The sequence below is a fragment of the Sphingobacterium sp. genome (assembly GCF_039596235.1).
Taxonomy (GTDB): Bacteria; Bacteroidota; Bacteroidia; order Sphingobacteriales; family Sphingobacteriaceae; genus Sphingobacterium.
This window is the reverse complement of record NZ_JBCNKE010000001.1, coordinates 674,168-693,891: the sequence shown is the minus strand read 5'-3', so window position 1 is coordinate 693,891 and position 19,724 is coordinate 674,168. Positions and strand designations below refer to the sequence as shown.

Below are 19,724 nucleotides of genomic sequence, written 5' to 3'. Positions count from 1 at the left end.
CAAAGCGTTTGCAGAGGAGAACTATCGTATTATTGAAAGAGTATTTGAACCAATTAGCGTTAAACAGTACTGAAGTTTAGTAAATGCTAAAATCAATATTGCGTAGCATTTCACAAATTTTTGAGAGACCGCAAAAATTTAAATTTAAAAACACGATTATGGCACATTCATTTTTAAAAACGATCAGATCCTCCGTTAAACATTGGTATATACCGCTTATTATTGGAGTTCTTTTAATTTTATTAGGCTTCTATACGATAGCTACGCCGATCACATCCTTTCTTGCCTTGAGTATTTTGTTTTCTTGGTCATTCATTGTGTCGGGGATACTTGAAATTATCTTTGCCTTACAAAACAAAAATGAAGTGGATGGTTGGGGCTGGTACCTTACCGGTGGCATCCTTTATGTCTTATTCGGAATTTTACTCATGACCAATCCCCTATTGTCTGCAAGCACTTTGGCTTTTATTGTCGGATTTTATGCTTTGTTCAGATCCGTTCAATTATTATCCTTCTCCTTTGACCTGAAAAATTATGGAAGTAAATCCTGGGGCTGGATCACCCTATTTGCAATATTGGGCATTATCTTTAGTTTTATTCTCCTATGGAACCCAATTTTCGCCGGCTTTTCCCTTGTAATTTGGACAGGAATGGCGCTTAGTACAGTCGGTTTTGCAGCCTGCGTATTTGCGTTTCAGTTGAAAAGTCTGAAAAATATCCCCGACAAACTGCCTAATGAATGGAAAGAACGCTACGAAAAATTAAAAGAGGAATTTGAACAATACAACAAATAAAAATCATATATAAAAATTGCTATCTTAAAGGGGAAACCATCTTTTTCAAGATGGTTTTATTCTTTGATTTCCACTATACTGAAAGGCACCTTTTCCAGCGGGAAATCCTGTTGATCTGTTTTCAATCGACTGATCTTCAAGATTACATCCAAGCCCTGATATATTTCACCAAAGACTGTAAAATCTTGATCAAGTCTAGGTTGGCCTCCACGCAATAAATATTCTTCACGCTGCTCCTTACTGTATTTTATGCCCTTTTTAATTTCCAGACCATCCAGTTCTGCGGAGCTAATCTTTTTACCAACGACAAAATAGATCTGATTCAGGAAAGATGCCTTTTCAGCGTTACCGTCACGTCCCGCCCCCAACGCGCCCATTTTGTGAAAAGCGCGTTGGTCAAACTCAGCCGCCAAACGAGGTTTGCGATGCTGAGGATCTGCCGCTTCCTTCTTTTCGATATCGATATCATGTTCTCCACCTTGCACCACAAAATTTTCAATTATACGATTGAATAATGCCCCCTGATAAACACTGTCCTTAATCGACTTTAACATCAGATCACGATGATTGGGTGTGAAATCATAGAGTACCACCTTAAATTCTCCAAATGCGGTTTTAAATAACAATCGTTTTGACTGTGCATTAGTGTTACTCATCCAAATGAACACAATTGCTATAATCAGCGTAATTTTTCTCATATCTTTTGGTCGCATCGACTTATTCAAAATTTCGTATAAAAATACATTAAATTTCAATTCGAGGAAATCTGTTTATTGTTATATTTGACTATAACAATTCAAATCTATGCAGTATACCCCTAACCCTGAACGCTACAAACAGATGATATACAATCGTTGTGGTAAATCCGGTCTTCAGTTACCAGCTATTTCTTTAGGTCTATGGCACAACTTTGGAAATGACACAGCTCATCAAACCAAAGTTGATATCTGTACAACAGCTTTTGATCTGGGAATCACCCATTTTGACCTTGCCAATAACTATGGGCCGCCTCCAGGAAGTGCAGAAATAGCATTTGGACAGATTCTCAAACAACAATTCGCTGGGTATAGGGATGAGCTCATTATCTCTTCAAAGGCAGGCTACCATATGTGGGATGGTCCCTATGGTGAATGGGGCAGCAGAAAATATATTATTTCCAGTTGCGACCAATCATTAAAACGCTTAGGAACAGATTATGTTGATATTTTCTATTCACATCGCTTCGACCCAAACACCCCGCTGGAAGAAACCATGATGGCCCTCGATCAACTTGTTCGGAATGGCAAAGCCCTTTATATTGGTATTTCGTCCTATAATTCGCAACGCACCAAAGAAGCTTATGCGATATTGAAATCATTAGGAACACCGTTTATTATTCACCAACCCAGCTATTCAATGTTAAACCGATGGGTTGAGTCGGACGGGCTATTGGACACATTGGATGAAATCGGAATTGGCTCCATTGTTTTTTCACCACTCGCTCAGGGCATGCTCACGGATAAGTATTTATATCATATTCCACAGGATAGCAGGGCATCACAGTCAAAATCTTTGCAGACCAAGTTTTTGAGCGAGGAGAACAGACAGAATATCCAGGCACTTCATGCTATTGCGCAACGTAGAGGACAGTCTTTAGCCCAAATGGCCATCGCTTGGGTATTTCGGAAACAACAGGTAACTTCAGCACTAATCGGCGCATCCAGACCTCAACAGGTCATCGACTGCGTAGGCGCGCTCGAAAACCTATCGTTTACTTCGGAAGAAATCCGAGAAATTGATCTATATGCGAAAGATGGCCACATCAATATATGGGCACAATCTGCTGAGCTTAATAAAGCTTAACGAAATATGAACTACATTAAAAAAGTGTATTGATGTTCGGAAGACAAATCAATACGCTTTTTTTAATAGACTTCATGAAATAAACTCAAATTGCGCTAATGCATGAGTTTTAAAATTTTCTCAAATGTATTTACATTCCTACTGGTGAATTTATCCTTCAGGCTTTTCTTACCTAATATTTTCCCAAATGTTGAATCCAATGTATTTCCTTTGGGCACATACCAGTAAAACAGTCCATTGACCACATCAGCTTTTTCATTATCTGCTTTTATACTACGATTGAATTCGTCCATCAGCACTTCTTCTATTCCCTGTAAACCTACAAAAGTATAAATATGAAAATCAGGATGTCTTTCAAAAGGAATACTACTCCAAAAAAGAGCAGTTTCTGCTTGCGACTTAATAAAAAGGAAGGCGTCATAGGAAAAATAATTGGACATCGCTTCTTCCAAAATTACTTTAAGTTCGTCGACAGATCTTTCTGAAGAAAAAACAATATTTCCAGAAGCCAGCACTGAGCTCACATCGTCCATTCCAGCTTCTCTAAAGACCCGGCATACATCGGCCATCTTCATGTTTGTCCCCTTAACATTTACCCCCCGTAGAAATGCACAGTATTTCATCTTTTATCAATTTTATTAAATTTCATCCATTGGATTCCAAAATATCTTTTTAAAATCCTTAATGCGGAGATTGTTAATTACAACGCCTTCGTTTTCCAATTTAGCCTCAAATGCAGGGACCGACAATACTCCACTGCTCGAAATCACCCGATGTGCAGGCACATCTTTGGGGCATCCCCCCATCGCTTTTCCAACATGGCGGGAATGATTTGGATAACCTAGCGCTTTCGCAATTGCTCCATAAGTTGAAACACGTCCTTTTGGGATCAGTCTTGCCAATTCGTACACTTGCTGTTTGAATATTTCATCCATATTCTATCTATTTAGATCATTAGTTCAACTGCCAGTTGGACCTTAAAAAATTTCCTTCGGTCAGCAATAATACGCCAAACCGAGTATATTTCAAAGTTGACTAAAGATACAAAAAACGAATACCTAATACCTTATAAAAGCGCTGTGAACTTATTTAGTCAACCAATTTAATCCTCTGCCTACGTTTCTACGTAAAAAACAGTTCTATTTTTTATAAAAGGAACAAATTGAAAAGAAAACGCGCAGTGTAAATATTTTATAATTGAGTCGATATCCAGCTCATATAGGCTATAGATACTAGTAAATAAAAAAGTCCTTAATATTCATATTAAGGACTTTTTGCGATTCTGTACGCCAATCAGGATTCGAACCTGAGACCGTCGGTTTAGAAAACCGATGCTCTATCCAGCTGAGCTATTGGCGCGTCGTTTTCGGTAATGCAAAAGTAGACATTTGTTCAACAATTCCAAAATATCATCTGCTTTTTTTTGCGGTTTTCCAATAACTGATTGCTTTTCAACAAGATTATTTTATTGATCTAGGTCAAACAAAAACCAAAAGGTTGCTGTTACCTTTGTGTTGTAAACAAATAAGAAAACACAAAAATTATGGCACAAGGAAAATGGGAATTGGACGCTGCACATAGCGAAATAGAATTCAAAGTAAAACACATGATGATCACTAATGTCAAAGGAAACTTCGACAGTTTTAAAATCGATCTTAATACAGCGGATGATACCTTTGAGAATGCACTTGCAAAGGTAACTATCGAAACAGCATCCATCAACACACGAAATGAACAAAGGGATGGGCACTTAAAAAGTGCTGATTTTTTTGATGTCGAAAAATATCCTGCAATAACATTTGAAACAACGAGCTTAGCGAACGAACAGATTAAAGGGAATCTGACTATCCGTGACGTAACTCGTCCTGTGGTTTTTGACCTGGAATTTGCAGGAATTCAAAAAGACCCTTGGGGAAATAGCAAAGCGGGATTTGTCGTAGAAGGGAAAATCAAACGTTCAGAGTTCGGGCTTAATTGGAATGCAGCTTTAGAAACAGGTGGTGTCATGGTGAGTGATGAAGTAAAATTTAGTGCTGATATCCAGTTTATAAAAGCAAATTAAGAAGTATTTCTGAAATAAAATTTGGCAGGAGAGCAAAAATTCGTACTTTTGTCGCGGAGAGTTGGCAGAGTGGTCGAATGCGGCGGTCTTGAAAACCGTTAACTGTCACAGGTTCGGGGGTTCGAATCCCTCACTCTCCGCAGAACAAGCCTTTCAGAAATGAAAGGCTTTTTTCATTGTATTCGAATTCGAACCAGAAGCGCTGGCCGGGGTTCGAACGCTATCATCGCGGATTATAGCAAGGGGATGTGGGACGCGATAAATCCCTCACTCTCCGCCAGCAAAAATAAAGCCCGACGATAGTCGGGTTTTCTCGTTTATAGACTTTTGCAAACAATGTTTGAGAACAAGCCTTTCATTTCTGAAAGGCTTTTTTCATTGTATTCGAATTTGAACCAGAAACGCTGGTTGGGGTTCGAACGCTATCATTGCAGATATTATTCAAATACTTATCAACGTAGAATAAAAATAAGCCTACAAATCGTAGGCCATCATTCGTTGGTTAATAGAATAGATTACTGGTTGGATCCTATGAGATATATTTATTTACGATACCTTCAAGATCATCCAGATCAAAAGGCTTGGACAGGAAGTCGTCTGCTCCGGCACGGGCAGCTAATGACTCTATATCATTGTTAGCGGACACATAAATAACCGGGATATGTTTAAACCGGTCATCTGCCTTCAAAAGACGGGTCGCTTCTACCCCTCCAATATTTGGAATCCAATTATCCATCAAAATAAGATTAGGTTCTGTAGACTCCACCTTCTGAATAATATCATGAGATGTCTCCGAAACCTCAACCTGAAAACCCAGATCTGTTAGCACGACTGTTATTACCTCCAAAATAATCGTATCATCTTCAAATATCAGTACAGTTTTTCTTTTACTCATATAGCTTAATTTATGTCTTTTATAGGGCTACTATGGATTAAATGTCATTCCATTGTTAAGTATAACCATATTATAACGAATAAAGTTTTTTCCAAATTTTTTGATCTCCTATTGGGGTGAAATTCTGCTGGATACTCGAGAAACGGATAGTCTCTTTACTTCCCAGGGCCAGATATCCCAAATTTTCCAGACTCGCATCAAAGAGCTTAAAAACACGATCCTGTAAATCCTTATTAAAATAAATCAACACATTCCGACACAAAATCAATTGAAAGCTGTTAAATGAGGTATCTGATACCAGATTATGGGTTGAAAGGATGATCTTCTGTTTCAATTCGGGATTAAATTTCGCCCATTCGTAATTTGCCGTATAATAATTAGAAAAGTCCTGCTTCCCGCCTGACTCCATATAATTTTCTGAAAATAACTTAATCTGATTTAATGGATAGATTCCATTACGTGCTATTTCCAACACCCGCGGATTGATGTCTGTTGCATAGATTAAGGATTTATGATGCAGGTTAGCCTCCTTCAATAAAATCGCAAGTGAATAGGCTTCTTCGCCACTTGAACATCCTGCTACCCAAATACGGATAAGCGGATAGGTTCCCAACTGCGGCAAAATCTCCTCACGCAACTGGCGAAAAAATAAAGGATCCCTGAACATTTCCGTCAAATTCACTGTAATTTCTTCAACAAAATGTTGAAGAAACGCTGGATTGTCCTTCAGCGCGAATCGCAGCTCCGCAAAACTTGTAAATCGGTCGTTCGTCATGATTCGATTGATCCTTCTCTTAATCGATGCCCGACTATATTGCATGAAATCGTAGCCATAGCGCTGGTAGATATCTTCCAATAAAATATCTATCTCCTCATCCTTAATAATATTATGGCCCAACATAGCTAGATCAACTGTTCAATTTCAACTATTAACTTATCCACATCAATAGGTTTCGACACATAAGCCTGTGCACCCGCTGCAAGACATTTTTCGCGATCTCCGCTCATTGCTTGAGCAGTAACCGCGATAATCGGAATATCTTTAATAACTGCTGAACTCCGAATCAAACGGATAGCCTCATATCCGTCAATTTCGGGCATCATCATATCCATCAAAACTAATGAAACATGATTGTCAGCCGTTAATAACTCAATTGCATCCTTTGCCATGGTACAACTAAGGATCTGGTATCCCTTCGCTTTTAATGTTAAACCCAAAGCAAAAATATTCCGATTGTCATCGTCTACAATTAATATTATTTTATTTCTATTCATTAAAGCCGCTCAATTAATTTTCGTATAACCATACCCGTAACAATGACAAAAGCTGATCTACATCAACAGGTTTTGATATATAATCTGAAGCTCCTGCTTGTATACATTTTTCCCGATCACCAATCATAGATTTGGCCGTAACGGCAATAATAGGTAATGTAGCAAATGAAGCTTCCTGTCTAATATTCCGGATCGTTTCGTACCCATCCATTTCGGGCATCATCATATCCATTAGGACAATATCAATTGTTTCACCTGAATTTAGCACTTCCAGTGCCTCCTTACCGTCCATTGCTGGTATGACTTGCACCTGAAATTTTTCCAATGCTTTTGTCATAGAAAATATATTACGCACATCATCATCAGCTACCAGTACTTTCTTCCCTTTTAATACATCTGTCAGCGCACCCAGACCATTGTTTTTCCGGCGTACATCATCCGAATTGTTGGTTTCAATCAAATGTAGGAATAAGCCTACTTCATCGAGAATACGTTGATAGGAATGTGCGGTCTTGACGACTACAGAATCTGCATATTTTTTAATCTTTAGTTCCTCGGATTTTGATAGATTTTTGCCCGTAAATATAATTATTGGCAAGTTTTCGAGACCTTCATGCTGTTTTATCGCTTCCAAGGTATTATATCCCATTTCATCAGGCACACCCATATCCAAAATTACACAATCTACCTCAGCAGTCCCCAGTGCATTGATGCTATCTGTAACATTATCTTTTACTTCAAGTGAAATATCAAAACTGCTTAAAAAATAAGCCAATGCACGTGCATGTTTCGGATTTTCTTCAACAATAAGAACCTTTTTTGGCGATTTACTTAAGGCGGATTCAATTTTCTGAAACACCGATGTCATCTGCTCGAGGGCCACGGGTTTATTGATAAAATCAATTGCACCTTTAAGCAAACTTTCCTTCTTCACTTCAAGTGACGACATGATATGTACTGGAATATGGCGTGTCTCCTTATCACCTTTTAACTCGTCCATCACCGCCCAGCCGTCCATAATCGGTAACTGAATATCCAACAATACAGCCTGCGGATGATACTTCTTGGCGGCCGGTAGGGCATGATCTCCCCGTACCACAACAACACCCTTGTAATGCTGGCTATGTGTATATTTCAATAATGCTTTGGCAAAATTGATATCATCTTCAACAATCAGGATAACCTTGTCTCCTTCAGTAATATTATTTCGATCATCAGGTAATTCTTCTGGTATACGTATGGTAGCCGGATTATAAGTATCTTCTGTGACGAGCTCACGTACCTCCTCAACTTCAGAGTGGATCTCTTCCACAAGCTGTTGCTCCTTTGTTTGGACTTCACCAAGTTCAACTTTATGATCCGGTATGATAAACGAAAATGTACTACCTTTTCCTTCCTCACTCGTCAACTTGATTTCTCCTCCAAGCAAACGGGCGATCTCCCTACTAATCGATAAGCCCAGCCCAGTACCACCAAATTTTCTCCGGGTCGAACCATCCGCTTGTTGGAATGCCTCGAAAATTATCTTTTGTTTCTCGAGGGGTATTCCGATACCGGAGTCTACTACAGCAAAGACAAGTTTATCTTTTGTCGCACTATCGCCATAAATATCCAATCTAACTTCGCCAGCCGCAGTAAATTTAATTGCATTGGAAATCAGATTACGCAACACCTGATCTATCCTAAGCCGATCACCCTGAAAATTTCGTTTGAGTTTCGGATCAATATTGATTGTGAAGGCCAAACCTTTCTCCTTGACGATTGGCAAAAATAAGTTATTCAGATCTGCGCATATATCATTTAAATTCAGGTTCGTATATTCCAAGGTCATTTTACCGGATTCAATCTTTGAAAGATCCAATATCTCATCGATTAATGTCAATAGACTCGTTCCGGAACTTTGGATCACTTTGGCCGATTCGATTTGATCCGCATTCAGGTTCTGTTCATTATTTTCGGATAGCAAGCGGGAAAGAAGCAGAATAGAATTTAACGGTGTACGAAGTTCATGAGACATATTTGCCAAAAATTCGGACTTATATTTTGTACTCAATGCGAGTTCTTCGGCCTTCTGTTGGATTTCCAGGTTCCGTTCAGCAATCATAAGATTTTTGTCTTCCAACAATTTTGAACGTTCCTCCAATTCCTGATTAGATTGCATCAATTCTTCGTGCTGAACTTTAAGTTCCTCCTCAGACGACTGCAAACGCAAGGTCTGGGCCTCCAACTCTGTATTTAGGTTCTCAAGTTCAGCGTGCTGTGACAACAACTCCTCCGATTGAACCTGTGTTTCCTCCAAAAGTGCCTGGATTTTGGCGCGGCCTTTTGCAGATGCAAGAGCGATGCCAAGTTGTCTGGCAGATTCGGTCAGGAAAATCACTTCTAATTCAGTAAACGGCTGACGGTGTCCTATTTCCAAAACACCCAACACTTGATCTGCAGATACAATGGGGACAAAAATAAGATGTGGCACATTGATTTTTCCAGAGGCAAAACTGACCAAATAATCTTCTTCACGGATATTATTGATCACTTTTGTTTCCTTATCGACAAATACCTGTCCGACATACCCCTCCCCTGGAAGAAAATAGAGCTGCGCTTTCGGATCCAATCCATAGCAACCCGATCGTTCAAGTTTCTCCTCATTAAAGATATATATTGCTCCAGTAATTGCACCAATATAATTTACCAGTCCTTTTATTGAATCCGTTGCAAGCAACCTTTCGGTTTTATTACCGACCAGGCCTGTGTAGAGATCAGCATAGCCCATATGTAACCAGTCATTATCCCGAAGCTGATCAAAGGACTTTTTTAGGGATTTTGACATCCGGTTCACAGATTTTGCGATCGCACCTAGATCATCATCTTCAATATCCTCCGCTTTTACATCGTAGTCTCCAGAAGCAATACGATTGGTAATATTTTGAACCAGATTTAACCTGCGTGCAATTCCCTCATCCTTTTCAACCAGCGATTTTTCCAGTGCCAAGCGTCTAAGAAAATCTGCCCTTAAGCGAAAATAAAAATATGCTGTAATAATCAGCGATAGTAAAGCGCTGATAACGATAAACAGGGTCGTAATAAATGAAGAATTATCCAAATTGGCAGCTTTCCGGTCTATATCATCATCTTCATAATGAATAATATCCTTGATAATATTACGGCATTTATCCATCGCTGTTTTACTTTCATCCAACTTCTCCACAGTGACAGTCCCGCCCTTTCTTTTGGTGTCTACGGACTCCTTTAAAACCGCCAACCGCCATTGAACAGCAGTAAACAAGCTATCTACTCGGGTCCGCTGGATCGGATCCGCTTCCGTAAGTTCCTTTATTTCATTTAATTCGTTCGGCAAACTCGCTAGAGCCATATTAAATGGATCCAGGTAATTCTCTTTACCCGTAAGCAAATACCCTCGGTTTCCCGTTTCGGCCCCCTGTAAGGAATTCAGTATAATATTTGATAAACTGATTATTTTTCGGGTGACAGTGAGCTCTTCGCGATGTTTATTTTGATCTTTAATTCCCATGTAAGAGGCTGTAGAACTTACCAGTAGTACAAATAAGGACAAGCCAATTCCTATGGATAAATTATTCAGTGTTTTATTTGACATCTATAGGCAGATTTAATGGTAATGTAAAATAAAATGTGGCCCCTTTCCCAGCTGAACTTTCGACAGCTATCGTGCCTTGATGGCTACGGATAATTTCCGAACAGATATAAAGGCCTATTCCCAGCCCCTGAAAATCAAAAGAGGTTTCTTCCACACGGTAAAACTTATTAAAAACTTCAGACAGCTTGCTTTCAGGTATTCCGATCCCGAAATCTATTACACTTATTTTGACAAAGTCATCCACGACCCTGCAATCAACGATCACTTTCTCTGTCCCAGCTGCATATTTATATGCATTGGTCAAAAAATTAACCAGCACCTGTTCCAGTCTTATTTCATCCCCATATACCATTAAGCCCGAAATATCTCCTTGCCTATGGAGTTCCATCCTGCTCTGGTCATGGGTCTGCACGATGGAATCAACAGCGTTCTGAACCATACGCTCGAGCGAGAAAACTTTTTTGTTTATACCTAATTTGCCATTGTCGATTTTCGATAAATCGAGCAGATCTGTGATCAGACTATTGAGTTTCTCCACCTGATCCTGAACTCTATTAACGTATTTCGCCTCTGCACAGTCTCCGTCAAGTTTTAATTTTCGGTCAAGTAACTGCATATACGCTTTTATACTTGTCAACGGAGTCTTGAGTTCATGGCTGGCAATACTCAAAAATTCATCCTTTTCTTTTTCAGCTTTCTTCTGAGCATCTATATTGGTAAAGGTTCCAACCCAATTATTTTCCCCATTTTCTAGAATCGGCCATACCCTTAACAATTGATAAGAATAACCCGGTTCGTCCCGCTTCTTGACCCGCACCTCCATTTCCAACGGCTTACCTGAATCAAGGCTTTCCTGCAACTCGGCAGCAATTGGCTTATCATCGGGATGAGTCTGTGGGAATGCCTGCTCATTATCCGAAAATTGAAACCAACGACCATTAACAAATCCGATATTCCCACGATGATCGCAGGTAAATGCAATCTGAGGCAATGATTCCAATAGCGTATGTAGATAATCTACTTTCGAACGGAGTTCTTTCTGCGCCTGTTTCCTTCCTTCTACTTCCTTTTCCAAGGCTAACTGGATATCCTTTAAAGCCTGTGTCTGTTCATACAACCGATAGAATGTTTTGACTTTGAGCATCAGGATATCTGGATCTACAGGTTTGGTCACATAATCCAGGCCTCCAGAATCATAACCTTTGGTAATAAAGCGTTTATCTGTGTTGACAGCAGACAGGAATATAATAGGTGTTTCCTTTGTCTTGCTAAATCCCGCAATATTCTCGGCAACCTCAAAACCATCCATATTGGGCATCTGTACATCCAATATGATCAAAGCATAATTATATTTTAAAATTTTCTTTAAAGCTTCTTCACCTGACTGAGCGGTATCAACTTTAAAATTTTTGGACTCTAATAACTTTTGTAACGAATAAATATTATCTGGGTTATCATCAACTATTAATATCATAGAGAGCTAAAACTAAGGATCAACGTAAACAAATGTAAAAAAATTAACTGAATCCACCTTATAATGATTGCAGGCAAAAAATCTCCTTAGCCCGGAATGTAAATACTGTGATCGGCTTTCGCTAAAAAATAAACAAAACTTTAACTTATGCCTACCTGTTTGAATACATAACATGCTGCAAACAGCAGTCATGTTGTCAAAAACAAGGATTCGCTATGATTCAATTCACATCAAAAGGCATTTATTGTATTCCGGGCAAATTTTACCTAGATCCCTGGCAACCAGTTGATCTTGCCATTATCACCCATGGACATGCAGATCATGCGCGACCGGGGATGAAAAAGTATCTTTGCCATCATTTTACAGTTGGCATATTGAAAAGCCGGATTGGCGCAGATATTCAGGTGGAGGGCATAGCTTACAACCAAACCATCCGTATTAACGGTGTAAAAATTTCTTTACATCCTGCTGGGCATATTATTGGCTCGGCTCAGATACGTATGGAATACAAAGGAAAAGTAATTGTTTTCACCGGAGATTATAAGCTTCAGGATGACGGACTCTCCACTCCTTTTGAACCTGTAAAATGTCATGAATTAATTACTGAAAGTACTTTTGGTCTTCCAATCTATCGTTGGGAAAGTATTGGGAGCCAAAATCAACGTTTAAATACATGGATCACGCACAATCAAGGATATAAAAAAACTTCCGTATTTATTGGTTATTCATTAGGCAAGTCTCAAAGGATATTAAATGCGGTGAAAGATATGGGCGAAATATATGTACATTACAGTATCGCTAAGTTAAATATGGCCTATAGGGATGTGGGGATAAATTTACCCTCTTATCACATTATCGACCCAACGACGGACATGAAGCAACTGGATGGTAAGATCGTACTACTACCACCAGCATTACTGGACACACAACTACTTCAAAAGATACCACATGTAGCCTATGCGATCTGTTCCGGTTGGATGCAGATTCGTGGCGCACGAAGATGGCGTAGTGCAGATGCCGGGTTTGCCATCAGTGATCATGCGGATTGGAATGGATTGCTGCAGGCAGTAAAGGAAAGCGGGGCCGAAAAAGTCTATGTGACGCATGGACAGACAGCTTCATTTAGTAAGTATCTGAATGAAATAGGTATTGCTGCTGAAGAGGTTAACACGAATTACGGGGAAGAATTAAGCGTATGATAGAATTTGCAACTTTAATCAATGCCTTGGACAGCAGCAATAAAGCCAGTTTAAAAAAGGAAGCGATTATCCGCTTTCTAACATTTGCCCCTGAGAAAGACAAACGCTGGTTTTTGGCCTTAATGACGGGTAAACGGCCTAGACGTCCGGTTTCGACAAAGGATCTCAAAACTTGGGCATTGGAAATCACAGGTATACCGGAGTGGTTATTTATCGAATCCTATGCAGCTGTTGGAGATCTTTCCGAAACCCTATCTTTGATATTGCCACCACCATTGGAGAAAACAGACAGAAGTCTAAACGACTGGATGGAAGATATTCTGCTTATAGGAAATGCTTCACTCGCAGAAAAAAAAGAATTTGTACTCGCCTCCTGGAACAGGCTCAACACAATTGAGCGTTTTATTTTCAACAAACTGCTGGGCGGTAGCTTTCGTTTGGGGATCTCTTCCAAAGGATTAATAAATACCATTGCGACACATTTTCAGATCGAGCCGAGCATTGTTACCCATAGCATTATGGGCGAGTGGAATCCGCATGACTTCGCGTTTGACAAACTCGTCCGCGGAGAATATAGCAATACCAACCTGTCAAAACCTTACCCCTTCTGTCTGGCTTACCCCATTGAAAAAGAAGTGGAAGAACTTGGTCCAATTTCGGCATGGCAATGCGAATACAAATGGGATGGGATACGTGGACAACTGATCAAAAGAGGAGACGAAATCTTTATCTGGTCCAGAGGAGAAGAACTGGTCACCTCACAATTCCCGGAAATTAGCGATGCACTGAAACAATGGAATGGGAGCTTTGTGTTAGACGGCGAAATTCTGGCAGCGAAAGACGGACAAATATTGAATTTTAATGAACTACAAAAACGCATTAATCGCAAAGTGATATCCAAATCTTTGCGTGAAGAAGTCCCTATTGTTGCCTATCTCTATGACCTATTGGAGTTGGATGGTAAAGACCTCCGGTCAGAAACGCTACAGCACAGACGCAAATTATTGGAACAGTTGTATCAACCTAATGTTGGACCTACAATCCAATTGTCACCACTTATCCATTGCGAAAATTGGGCCGAGCTACGAACCTTACAAGCTACATCGCGTGAGTTAAACAGCGAAGGCATTATGCTTAAAAAGAAAGACTCGGTTTATTATGTTGGCCGGAAAAAGGGTGGCTGGTGGAAATGGAAAGTCAATCCGATGACCATTGACGCAGTATTAATATATGCACAAAAAGGCAGCGGACGTAGAAGTGCGCATTACACAGATTACACTTTTGCCGTTAAAGATGGGGATCAATTAGTAAGCATCGCAAAAGCATATTCAGGCCTTACAGATAAAGAGATACTTGAGGTTAGCCGCTATGTCCGACAGCATGCAATAGAGAAATTCGGACCTGTACGGACTGTCAAGCCCGAGCTGGTATTTGAAATTGCCTTCGAGGGAATAGGTTACAGTAAACGCCACAAATCTGGTGTAGCCTTGCGCTTCCCACGAATTTTGCGTTGGCGCAAGGACAAAAAGGCCGATGAAATAGATACATTAGAGAACATCAAAAAATTAATACCATAAAGTTGAGTCAGAAGATCATACACAGTGAAGGATTCAAGATCGTCAATCGTTATTTTGAATCCTTGGGCAATACTCCTTTTGGCTTCCAGGTCAAGACTTGGGACCGATATATGCTGGGGTACAGCGGAATGGTCATTGCCCCTACAGGATTTGGCAAAACGTTTTCGGTGTTTATGGCTGTCTTGATCGATTACATGAACCATCCTGAACACTATCAAAAAGGATTAAAATTACTATGGCTCACGCCTTTGCGCTCTTTGGCAAAGGACTTGGCCCGAGCAATGCAAACCGCTATTGACGATATTGGATTAGATTGGGTTGTACAGGTGCGTAATGGGGACACCGATCCAAAGATCCGAGCGCAACAGACCAAAGCAATGCCCGATATTCTTTTGGTGACTCCGGAAAGCCTGCATCTCCTGCTCGCCCAAAAACAACGTGACAAATATTTCAAAAACATCCGCTGCGTTACTGTAGATGAATGGCACGAACTTATTGGAAATAAACGCGGTGTCATGGTAGAACTGGCCTTGTCATATTTAAAACATCAGCATCCGCATCTTCGGATCTGGGGTATAACTGCCACCATAGGCAATCTGGATCAAGCAATGGATGTACTGCTGCCATTAGAAAAAAAACGGGTTCAGATTATCGCAAAGGAGAAAAAGAAAATTGCCATCAAATCGATCTATCCAGATAAAGTAGAACTACTTCCTTGGGCAGGACATCTTGGTGGCAATCTCGTGAATCAGGTCGTCCCCATTATTCTCGAAAGCAAGAGTACGATCCTTTTCACCAATACGCGTAGCCAAAGTGAATTATGGTATCAGCTATTACTGCAAGCACATCCTGATTTTGCGGGACAGATTGCGCTGCATCACAGTTCAGTAGATGCCCATATCCGCGAATGGATAGAAGAAAATCTGAGCAGTGGAAGGCTAAAAGCAGTGGTATCCACATCATCACTCGATTTGGGGGTGGATTTTAAGCCTGTTGATACCGTCATCCAAATCGGATCAAGCAAAGGTGTCGCCAGATTTATGCAACGCGCCGGAAGAAGTGGCCACAGCCCTTTCGAAACATCCATTATCTACTTCGTTCCGACACATTCCCTGGAGCTTATTGAAGTCGCTGCTTTAAAGGAAGCGGTCAAAACCCAAACGATAGAAAACCGCGACCCCATGGTCCAGAGTTTCGATGTGCTGGTCCAGTTTATGGTGACAATCGCCCTTGGAGGCGGCTTCCAATCGACTGAGCTCCAGCAGATCGTTGCGGGGACCCACGCATTTAGCTATATGGAAGATGAGGAATGGCAGTGGTGCATGTACTTTATCACTGCGGGAGGTAAAATCGGCAAACGCTATGAGGAATTTCACAAAGTAGTACAAGACAGCAATGGTAACTGGATTATAAAAAATAGGCGCATCGCCCTTCTCCATCGGCTGAATATCGGAGCCATTGTTGGCGATGCCATGATGCGCGTAAAGTTCCTCTCGGGCGGATATATCGGTATGATTGAGGAATATTTTATCAGCAAACTGAAGAAAGGCGAACGATTTAACCTTGCTGGCCGTATTCTTGAACTTGTTATGGTTAAGGATATGACTGTATTTGTCAAAAATTCTTCCGGTAAGGCCATCACTCCAAGCTGGCTGGGAGGCAGATTGCCCCTTTCATCCAACCTCAGCCATTTTTTACGTAAAAAACTTGCAGAAGCGAAAGCTCCCAACCATACAGAAAAAGAACTGCGCTTCCTGGCGCCATTGATCCAGCAGCAGCAAAGTCTTTCGGCTGTTCCCAATGAATCACAATTTCTGGTCGAACATATTAAGACCAATGAAGGTCATCATTTATTCTTTTATCCGTTGGAAGGCCGTTTGATCCATGAAGTCATGGCTGCCCTGATCGCTTACCGCATCAGCAAACGCTATCCCATTAGTTTCTCCATGGCCATGAACGACTATGGTTTTGAACTCTTTTCAGATAAAGAAATTCAATTGGATCAAGCGCAATTAACCGAGATATTGAGCCGGGAAAATCTGATGCAAGATGTGATCAGTAGCATCAACTCCGCTGAAATGGCAAGTCGCAAATTTCGCGATATTGCCGTAATTTCGGGATTGGTGGTCCAAAATTATCCCGGCACCCAACAAAACAACAAATCCTTACAAGCTTCTTCGGGCATTATATTTCGTGTCTTGATGGATCATGATCCTGACAATTTATTGTTAAAACAAGCTTTCACCGAAGTATTCAATCAGCAATTGGAAGAATACCGTCTGATAAAAGCATTTGAAAGAATAAATAATAGCCAAATCATCTATACCTTTGTAGAGGAATATACTCCGCTGAGTTTCCCGATCAAAGTGGACAGTTTACGGCAATCCCTTTCCAGTGAAGCCTTGATTGAACGAATTCAACGCATGGAGCATGCAAATAAATCAAAACGCCGACGAAGAAAATGAATATACAGGAACAGCTTATTACATTCAATAAACAACAACTCATCCTTAATAATCAACGGACTATCTTTTGGCCAAAACAAAACACCCTGATTCTATCAGACCTTCATCTTGGTAAAGCTGCTCATTTTCGTAAACATGGCATTCCTATTCCTTCGGATACAGCTAACCAAGATCTGCAAAGATTAGCGACATTAATAGATCACTATAAAGCAGCGAATATTTTGGTTGTCGGTGACCTTATTCATGCGGGGATCAATCAGGAAGTTTTTTTGTTGAAAGAGTTTAAACAAAAATATGTCGATCTCAATTTTCATCTGGTCTTGGGTAACCATGATCGAATGGTGGAGAAATTAGCGAAGCAGATTGATTTGATCTATCACAAGGACAAGTTCGAACTGGAGCAGATCTCCTTTGTACATGAACCGACAACTGCCCCTTCGGCTTTCAGCATCAGTGGACATATTCATCCAGGTGTTAGTATCAGACTTCCTCCCAACAAGCATCTCCGTTTGCCCTGCTTTTGGGTCTCTGCACAACAGATTATTTTACCGGCATTTAGCAAATTTACAGGATTGGATAGCCGAAAAATGCCGTTGGAATATGCATGTTATGCTGTCCACGATGAAATAATCCTACCGCTAAAGAATAGCTAATTAGGTTTTAAGTTCACCCGGCGAGATTCCATAGTATTTTTTAAAGGCGCTGCTAAAGTTATTCTGATGACCATATCCGGTCAGCAAAGCAACTTCATAAACCGTCATCTTATCATCCAATAGATAACTTTTGGCTTTTTCCATTCGTATTCTCGTTAAATAATCATGGATTGTCACCGAAAAATATTCTTTAAAGTCCTTTCGCAGCTTGCTTTCACTGGTTAATACCTCTGCCGCCAGCTCTTTTTGTGTCGGTGGATTGGCAATCCGCTGTTCGAGAATATGTCGTGCCAGTTCCAGGCGCTGTATATCCTCTTCGTGGAATAAAGATGCTGCCTGTTCACTTTTTTCGTTATATTGTTCAAATTGATACATCAGCAATTCAACAATACGAGACTCTGTATGAAGCCGCCGTATCTCACCTTTTTTCTTGGATTCAATAAGCTCGGCGATGGTATGCTGCATCTCATAGGTTGCCATCAGATCCTCTTCTGAAAACGATGTGTATTCTCCTTTTTCAATTTCATGCACAAACTGCTGGTGCAATAAAGAATCCCGCTTGATGAGGTTGAGATAATACTCCTTGGATATGACTGCAATAAAATAGGTATATTCTATACCTGGCTCTACTTCATGTATCGATTTAACAGAGGGTATATACCTGATATTGTGCCGGCTCATGCCATAAGGCAGCTTGCTGTCAGCGGGTTTAAAAAAAATAAACTGACTGGTAATGGTTTCCCCTTCAATCTCAGTCAATATCTGTACAGGTCGATCAAATTGCATTTTCGAATGCAATATAAACAAGCCTGAGGTAGAAAGCTGAAAATTTTCCATGTGAACGGTCTCCGTATGGATCGTGATTTTATTTTCTACCAAAGGTTTGTCAGGCACATAGCCGTCTGGAATTTCCTCCTCAAAAAGCCAATCAACCAACTCAACTATTTTACTTTTCACCAACATGATTACAATCCAAATAAGCCCACAGCAGTTAAAATTAAAAAATTAGGGCGGTAATTAAAAATTATTTATAATCTATCTAAATAACTAAACGGCCTATTCTAGATCAATCTCCATCTCCTCCAATTGTACGTAAGGTTTCAAAGTGCGTGGATTCATGATCACATTGGATTCAACCGAAAAAATCGTATAGATTTCCTTCCGAGCCAATACCTCCACTGGTGTGCCATGAAAAAGTTTGCGGCCATGCTTGAGCATCAGGATCCGGTCGGCATACATTGCTGCAAAATTAACGTCATGCACAATCAAAATAACCATAAATCCCCTTCGAGCGAGTGCCTTGGCAATAGCTAGCACCTTTTGCTGATAATGTAAGTCCAGGGCAGAGATAGGTTCGTCCAATAATAAAAGGGCATCGGGATTATCCCAAATTTGCGCTAAAACGCGGGCAAGGTGAACGCGTTGCTGCTCCCCTCCCGAAAGACTCAAAAAATCACGATCGGCGAATGCTGCCACACCACAGAGTTCCATTGTCTCGGCCACCACCTTATAGTCCTGTGCAGTTGGAGTATTTTTATAATGGGGGTATCTGCCCATTAAAACGATCTCGTCCACTTTGAAACTCAATGTCATCTGTTGCTGTTGAGTCAGCAGCGCCCTGCATTTGGATAAGGTCGCTGCATCATATGCCGATAATGGCTTTCCATTAAAATGGATATGTCCAGAATCAGGTTTCTTCTCCCCACATAATATCCCCATCAAAGTGGACTTTCCAGCCCCATTGGCGCCCAGTACAGCCAAGAGTTCACCTTTCCGAACCTGGAAGGTAATGTCTTTCAGCAATTTTCGGCCTTTCAGTTCATAATTTATTTTCTCTACACGCAACATAAGACAATATTAGTTAGACATCCGAAA

The 19,724-nt window shown here is 40.4% G+C and carries 17 protein-coding genes and 2 tRNA genes; 8 read left to right on the top strand and 11 right to left on the bottom strand.

Annotated features, from left to right (window positions below; genetic code table 11):
* Positions 1-158 precede the first annotated feature (158 nt).
* Entirely contained in the window at positions 159-794 is a 636-nt protein-coding gene (locus tag ABDW32_RS02930) for an HdeD family acid-resistance protein (protein WP_343559145.1), read from the top strand.
* A gap of 56 nt (positions 795-850) precedes the next feature.
* Here the strand turns inward: ABDW32_RS02930 and ABDW32_RS02925 are convergent, their stop codons facing one another.
* Entirely contained in the window at positions 851-1,492 is a 642-nt protein-coding gene (locus ABDW32_RS02925; protein ID WP_343559144.1) for a peptidylprolyl isomerase, read from the bottom strand.
* Positions 1,493-1,598: 106 nt separating this feature from the next.
* On the opposite strand from ABDW32_RS02925, the gene mgrA reads away from it, so the two are divergent.
* Positions 1,599-2,636, top strand: a complete 1,038-nt coding sequence (gene mgrA, locus ABDW32_RS02920) for an L-glyceraldehyde 3-phosphate reductase (protein WP_343559143.1) — start codon at positions 1,599-1,601, stop codon at positions 2,634-2,636.
* A 95-nt stretch (positions 2,637-2,731) separates the two neighbouring features.
* Here the strand turns inward: mgrA and ABDW32_RS02915 are convergent, their stop codons facing one another.
* From ABDW32_RS02915 to ABDW32_RS02905, 3 genes are all read right to left on the bottom strand, one after another.
* Positions 2,732-3,259, bottom strand: a complete 528-nt coding sequence (locus ABDW32_RS02915) for a DUF1697 domain-containing protein (RefSeq protein WP_343559141.1) — start codon at positions 3,257-3,259, stop codon at positions 2,732-2,734.
* A gap of 15 nt (positions 3,260-3,274) precedes the next feature.
* On the bottom strand, positions 3,275-3,571 hold the full coding sequence (locus ABDW32_RS02910) for an MGMT family protein (RefSeq protein ID WP_343559140.1): 297 nt from the start codon (positions 3,569-3,571) through the stop codon (positions 3,275-3,277).
* Between the two features lie 350 nt (positions 3,572-3,921).
* Positions 3,922-3,995 (bottom strand) — tRNA-Arg (locus tag ABDW32_RS02905).
* 184 nt (positions 3,996-4,179) lie between these two features.
* On the opposite strand from ABDW32_RS02905, the gene ABDW32_RS02900 reads away from it, so the two are divergent.
* Positions 4,180-4,698: a YceI family protein gene (locus tag ABDW32_RS02900; RefSeq protein WP_343559139.1), complete on the top strand. Its 519-nt coding sequence runs from the start codon at positions 4,180-4,182 to the stop codon at positions 4,696-4,698.
* Between the two features lie 55 nt (positions 4,699-4,753).
* A tRNA-Ser gene (locus ABDW32_RS02895) sits at positions 4,754-4,838 on the top strand.
* Between the two features lie 389 nt (positions 4,839-5,227).
* Here the strand turns inward: ABDW32_RS02895 and ABDW32_RS02890 are convergent.
* The 5 genes from ABDW32_RS02890 to ABDW32_RS02870 all read right to left on the bottom strand — a co-directional run bounded on the left by ABDW32_RS02890 (position 5,228) and on the right by ABDW32_RS02870 (position 11,955).
* Entirely contained in the window at positions 5,228-5,593 is a 366-nt protein-coding gene (locus ABDW32_RS02890; RefSeq protein ID WP_077432993.1) for a response regulator, read from the bottom strand.
* A gap of 70 nt (positions 5,594-5,663) precedes the next feature.
* A complete protein-coding gene (locus ABDW32_RS02885; protein ID WP_343559138.1) occupies positions 5,664-6,494 on the bottom strand; it encodes a protein-glutamate O-methyltransferase CheR in 831 nt (276 codons plus the stop codon).
* 2 nt (positions 6,495-6,496) lie between these two features.
* Complete coding sequence (locus tag ABDW32_RS02880) at positions 6,497-6,868, bottom strand: response regulator (protein ID WP_077432990.1); 372 nt, start codon at positions 6,866-6,868, stop codon at positions 6,497-6,499.
* 13 nt (positions 6,869-6,881) lie between these two features.
* On the bottom strand, positions 6,882-10,481 hold the full coding sequence (locus ABDW32_RS02875) for a response regulator (protein ID WP_343559135.1): 3,600 nt from the start codon (positions 10,479-10,481) through the stop codon (positions 6,882-6,884).
* Positions 10,471-11,955, bottom strand: a complete 1,485-nt coding sequence (locus tag ABDW32_RS02870; protein WP_343559134.1) for an ATP-binding protein — start codon at positions 11,953-11,955, stop codon at positions 10,471-10,473. The genes ABDW32_RS02875 and ABDW32_RS02870 overlap by 11 nt, the downstream gene beginning before the upstream one ends.
* Before the next feature lie 215 nt (positions 11,956-12,170).
* Between ABDW32_RS02870 and ABDW32_RS02865 the strand changes: the two genes are divergently transcribed.
* The 4 genes from ABDW32_RS02865 to pdeM are packed head-to-tail and all read left to right on the top strand — an operon-like array spanning position 12,171 to position 17,849.
* The gene (locus ABDW32_RS02865; protein ID WP_343559132.1) at positions 12,171-13,154 is read left to right on the top strand and encodes a ligase-associated DNA damage response exonuclease; all 984 of its coding nucleotides are present in this window, start codon (positions 12,171-12,173) and stop codon (positions 13,152-13,154) included.
* Positions 13,151-14,731, top strand: a complete 1,581-nt coding sequence (locus tag ABDW32_RS02860; RefSeq protein ID WP_343559131.1) for an ATP-dependent DNA ligase — start codon at positions 13,151-13,153, stop codon at positions 14,729-14,731. The genes ABDW32_RS02865 and ABDW32_RS02860 overlap by 4 nt, the downstream gene beginning before the upstream one ends.
* Before the next feature lie 2 nt (positions 14,732-14,733).
* Positions 14,734-17,196, top strand: coding sequence for a ligase-associated DNA damage response DEXH box helicase (locus ABDW32_RS02855; RefSeq protein WP_343559130.1), 2,463 nt, complete (start codon positions 14,734-14,736; stop codon positions 17,194-17,196).
* Positions 17,193-17,849 carry a ligase-associated DNA damage response endonuclease PdeM gene (pdeM, locus tag ABDW32_RS02850; RefSeq protein ID WP_343559129.1) on the top strand — a complete coding sequence of 219 codons (657 nt, stop codon included), beginning with the start codon at positions 17,193-17,195 and terminating at the stop codon, positions 17,847-17,849. Before ABDW32_RS02855 ends, pdeM begins: the two co-directional genes overlap by 4 nt.
* Here the strand turns inward: pdeM and ABDW32_RS02845 are convergent, their stop codons facing one another.
* Both ABDW32_RS02845 and ABDW32_RS02840 read right to left on the bottom strand, forming a co-directional pair.
* Positions 17,850-18,812: an AraC family transcriptional regulator gene (locus ABDW32_RS02845; protein WP_343559127.1), complete on the bottom strand. Its 963-nt coding sequence runs from the start codon at positions 18,810-18,812 to the stop codon at positions 17,850-17,852.
* 93 nt (positions 18,813-18,905) lie between these two features.
* Positions 18,906-19,697, bottom strand: a complete 792-nt coding sequence (locus tag ABDW32_RS02840) for a heme ABC transporter ATP-binding protein (RefSeq protein ID WP_343559125.1) — start codon at positions 19,695-19,697, stop codon at positions 18,906-18,908.
* Positions 19,698-19,724: the final 27 nt, after the last annotated feature.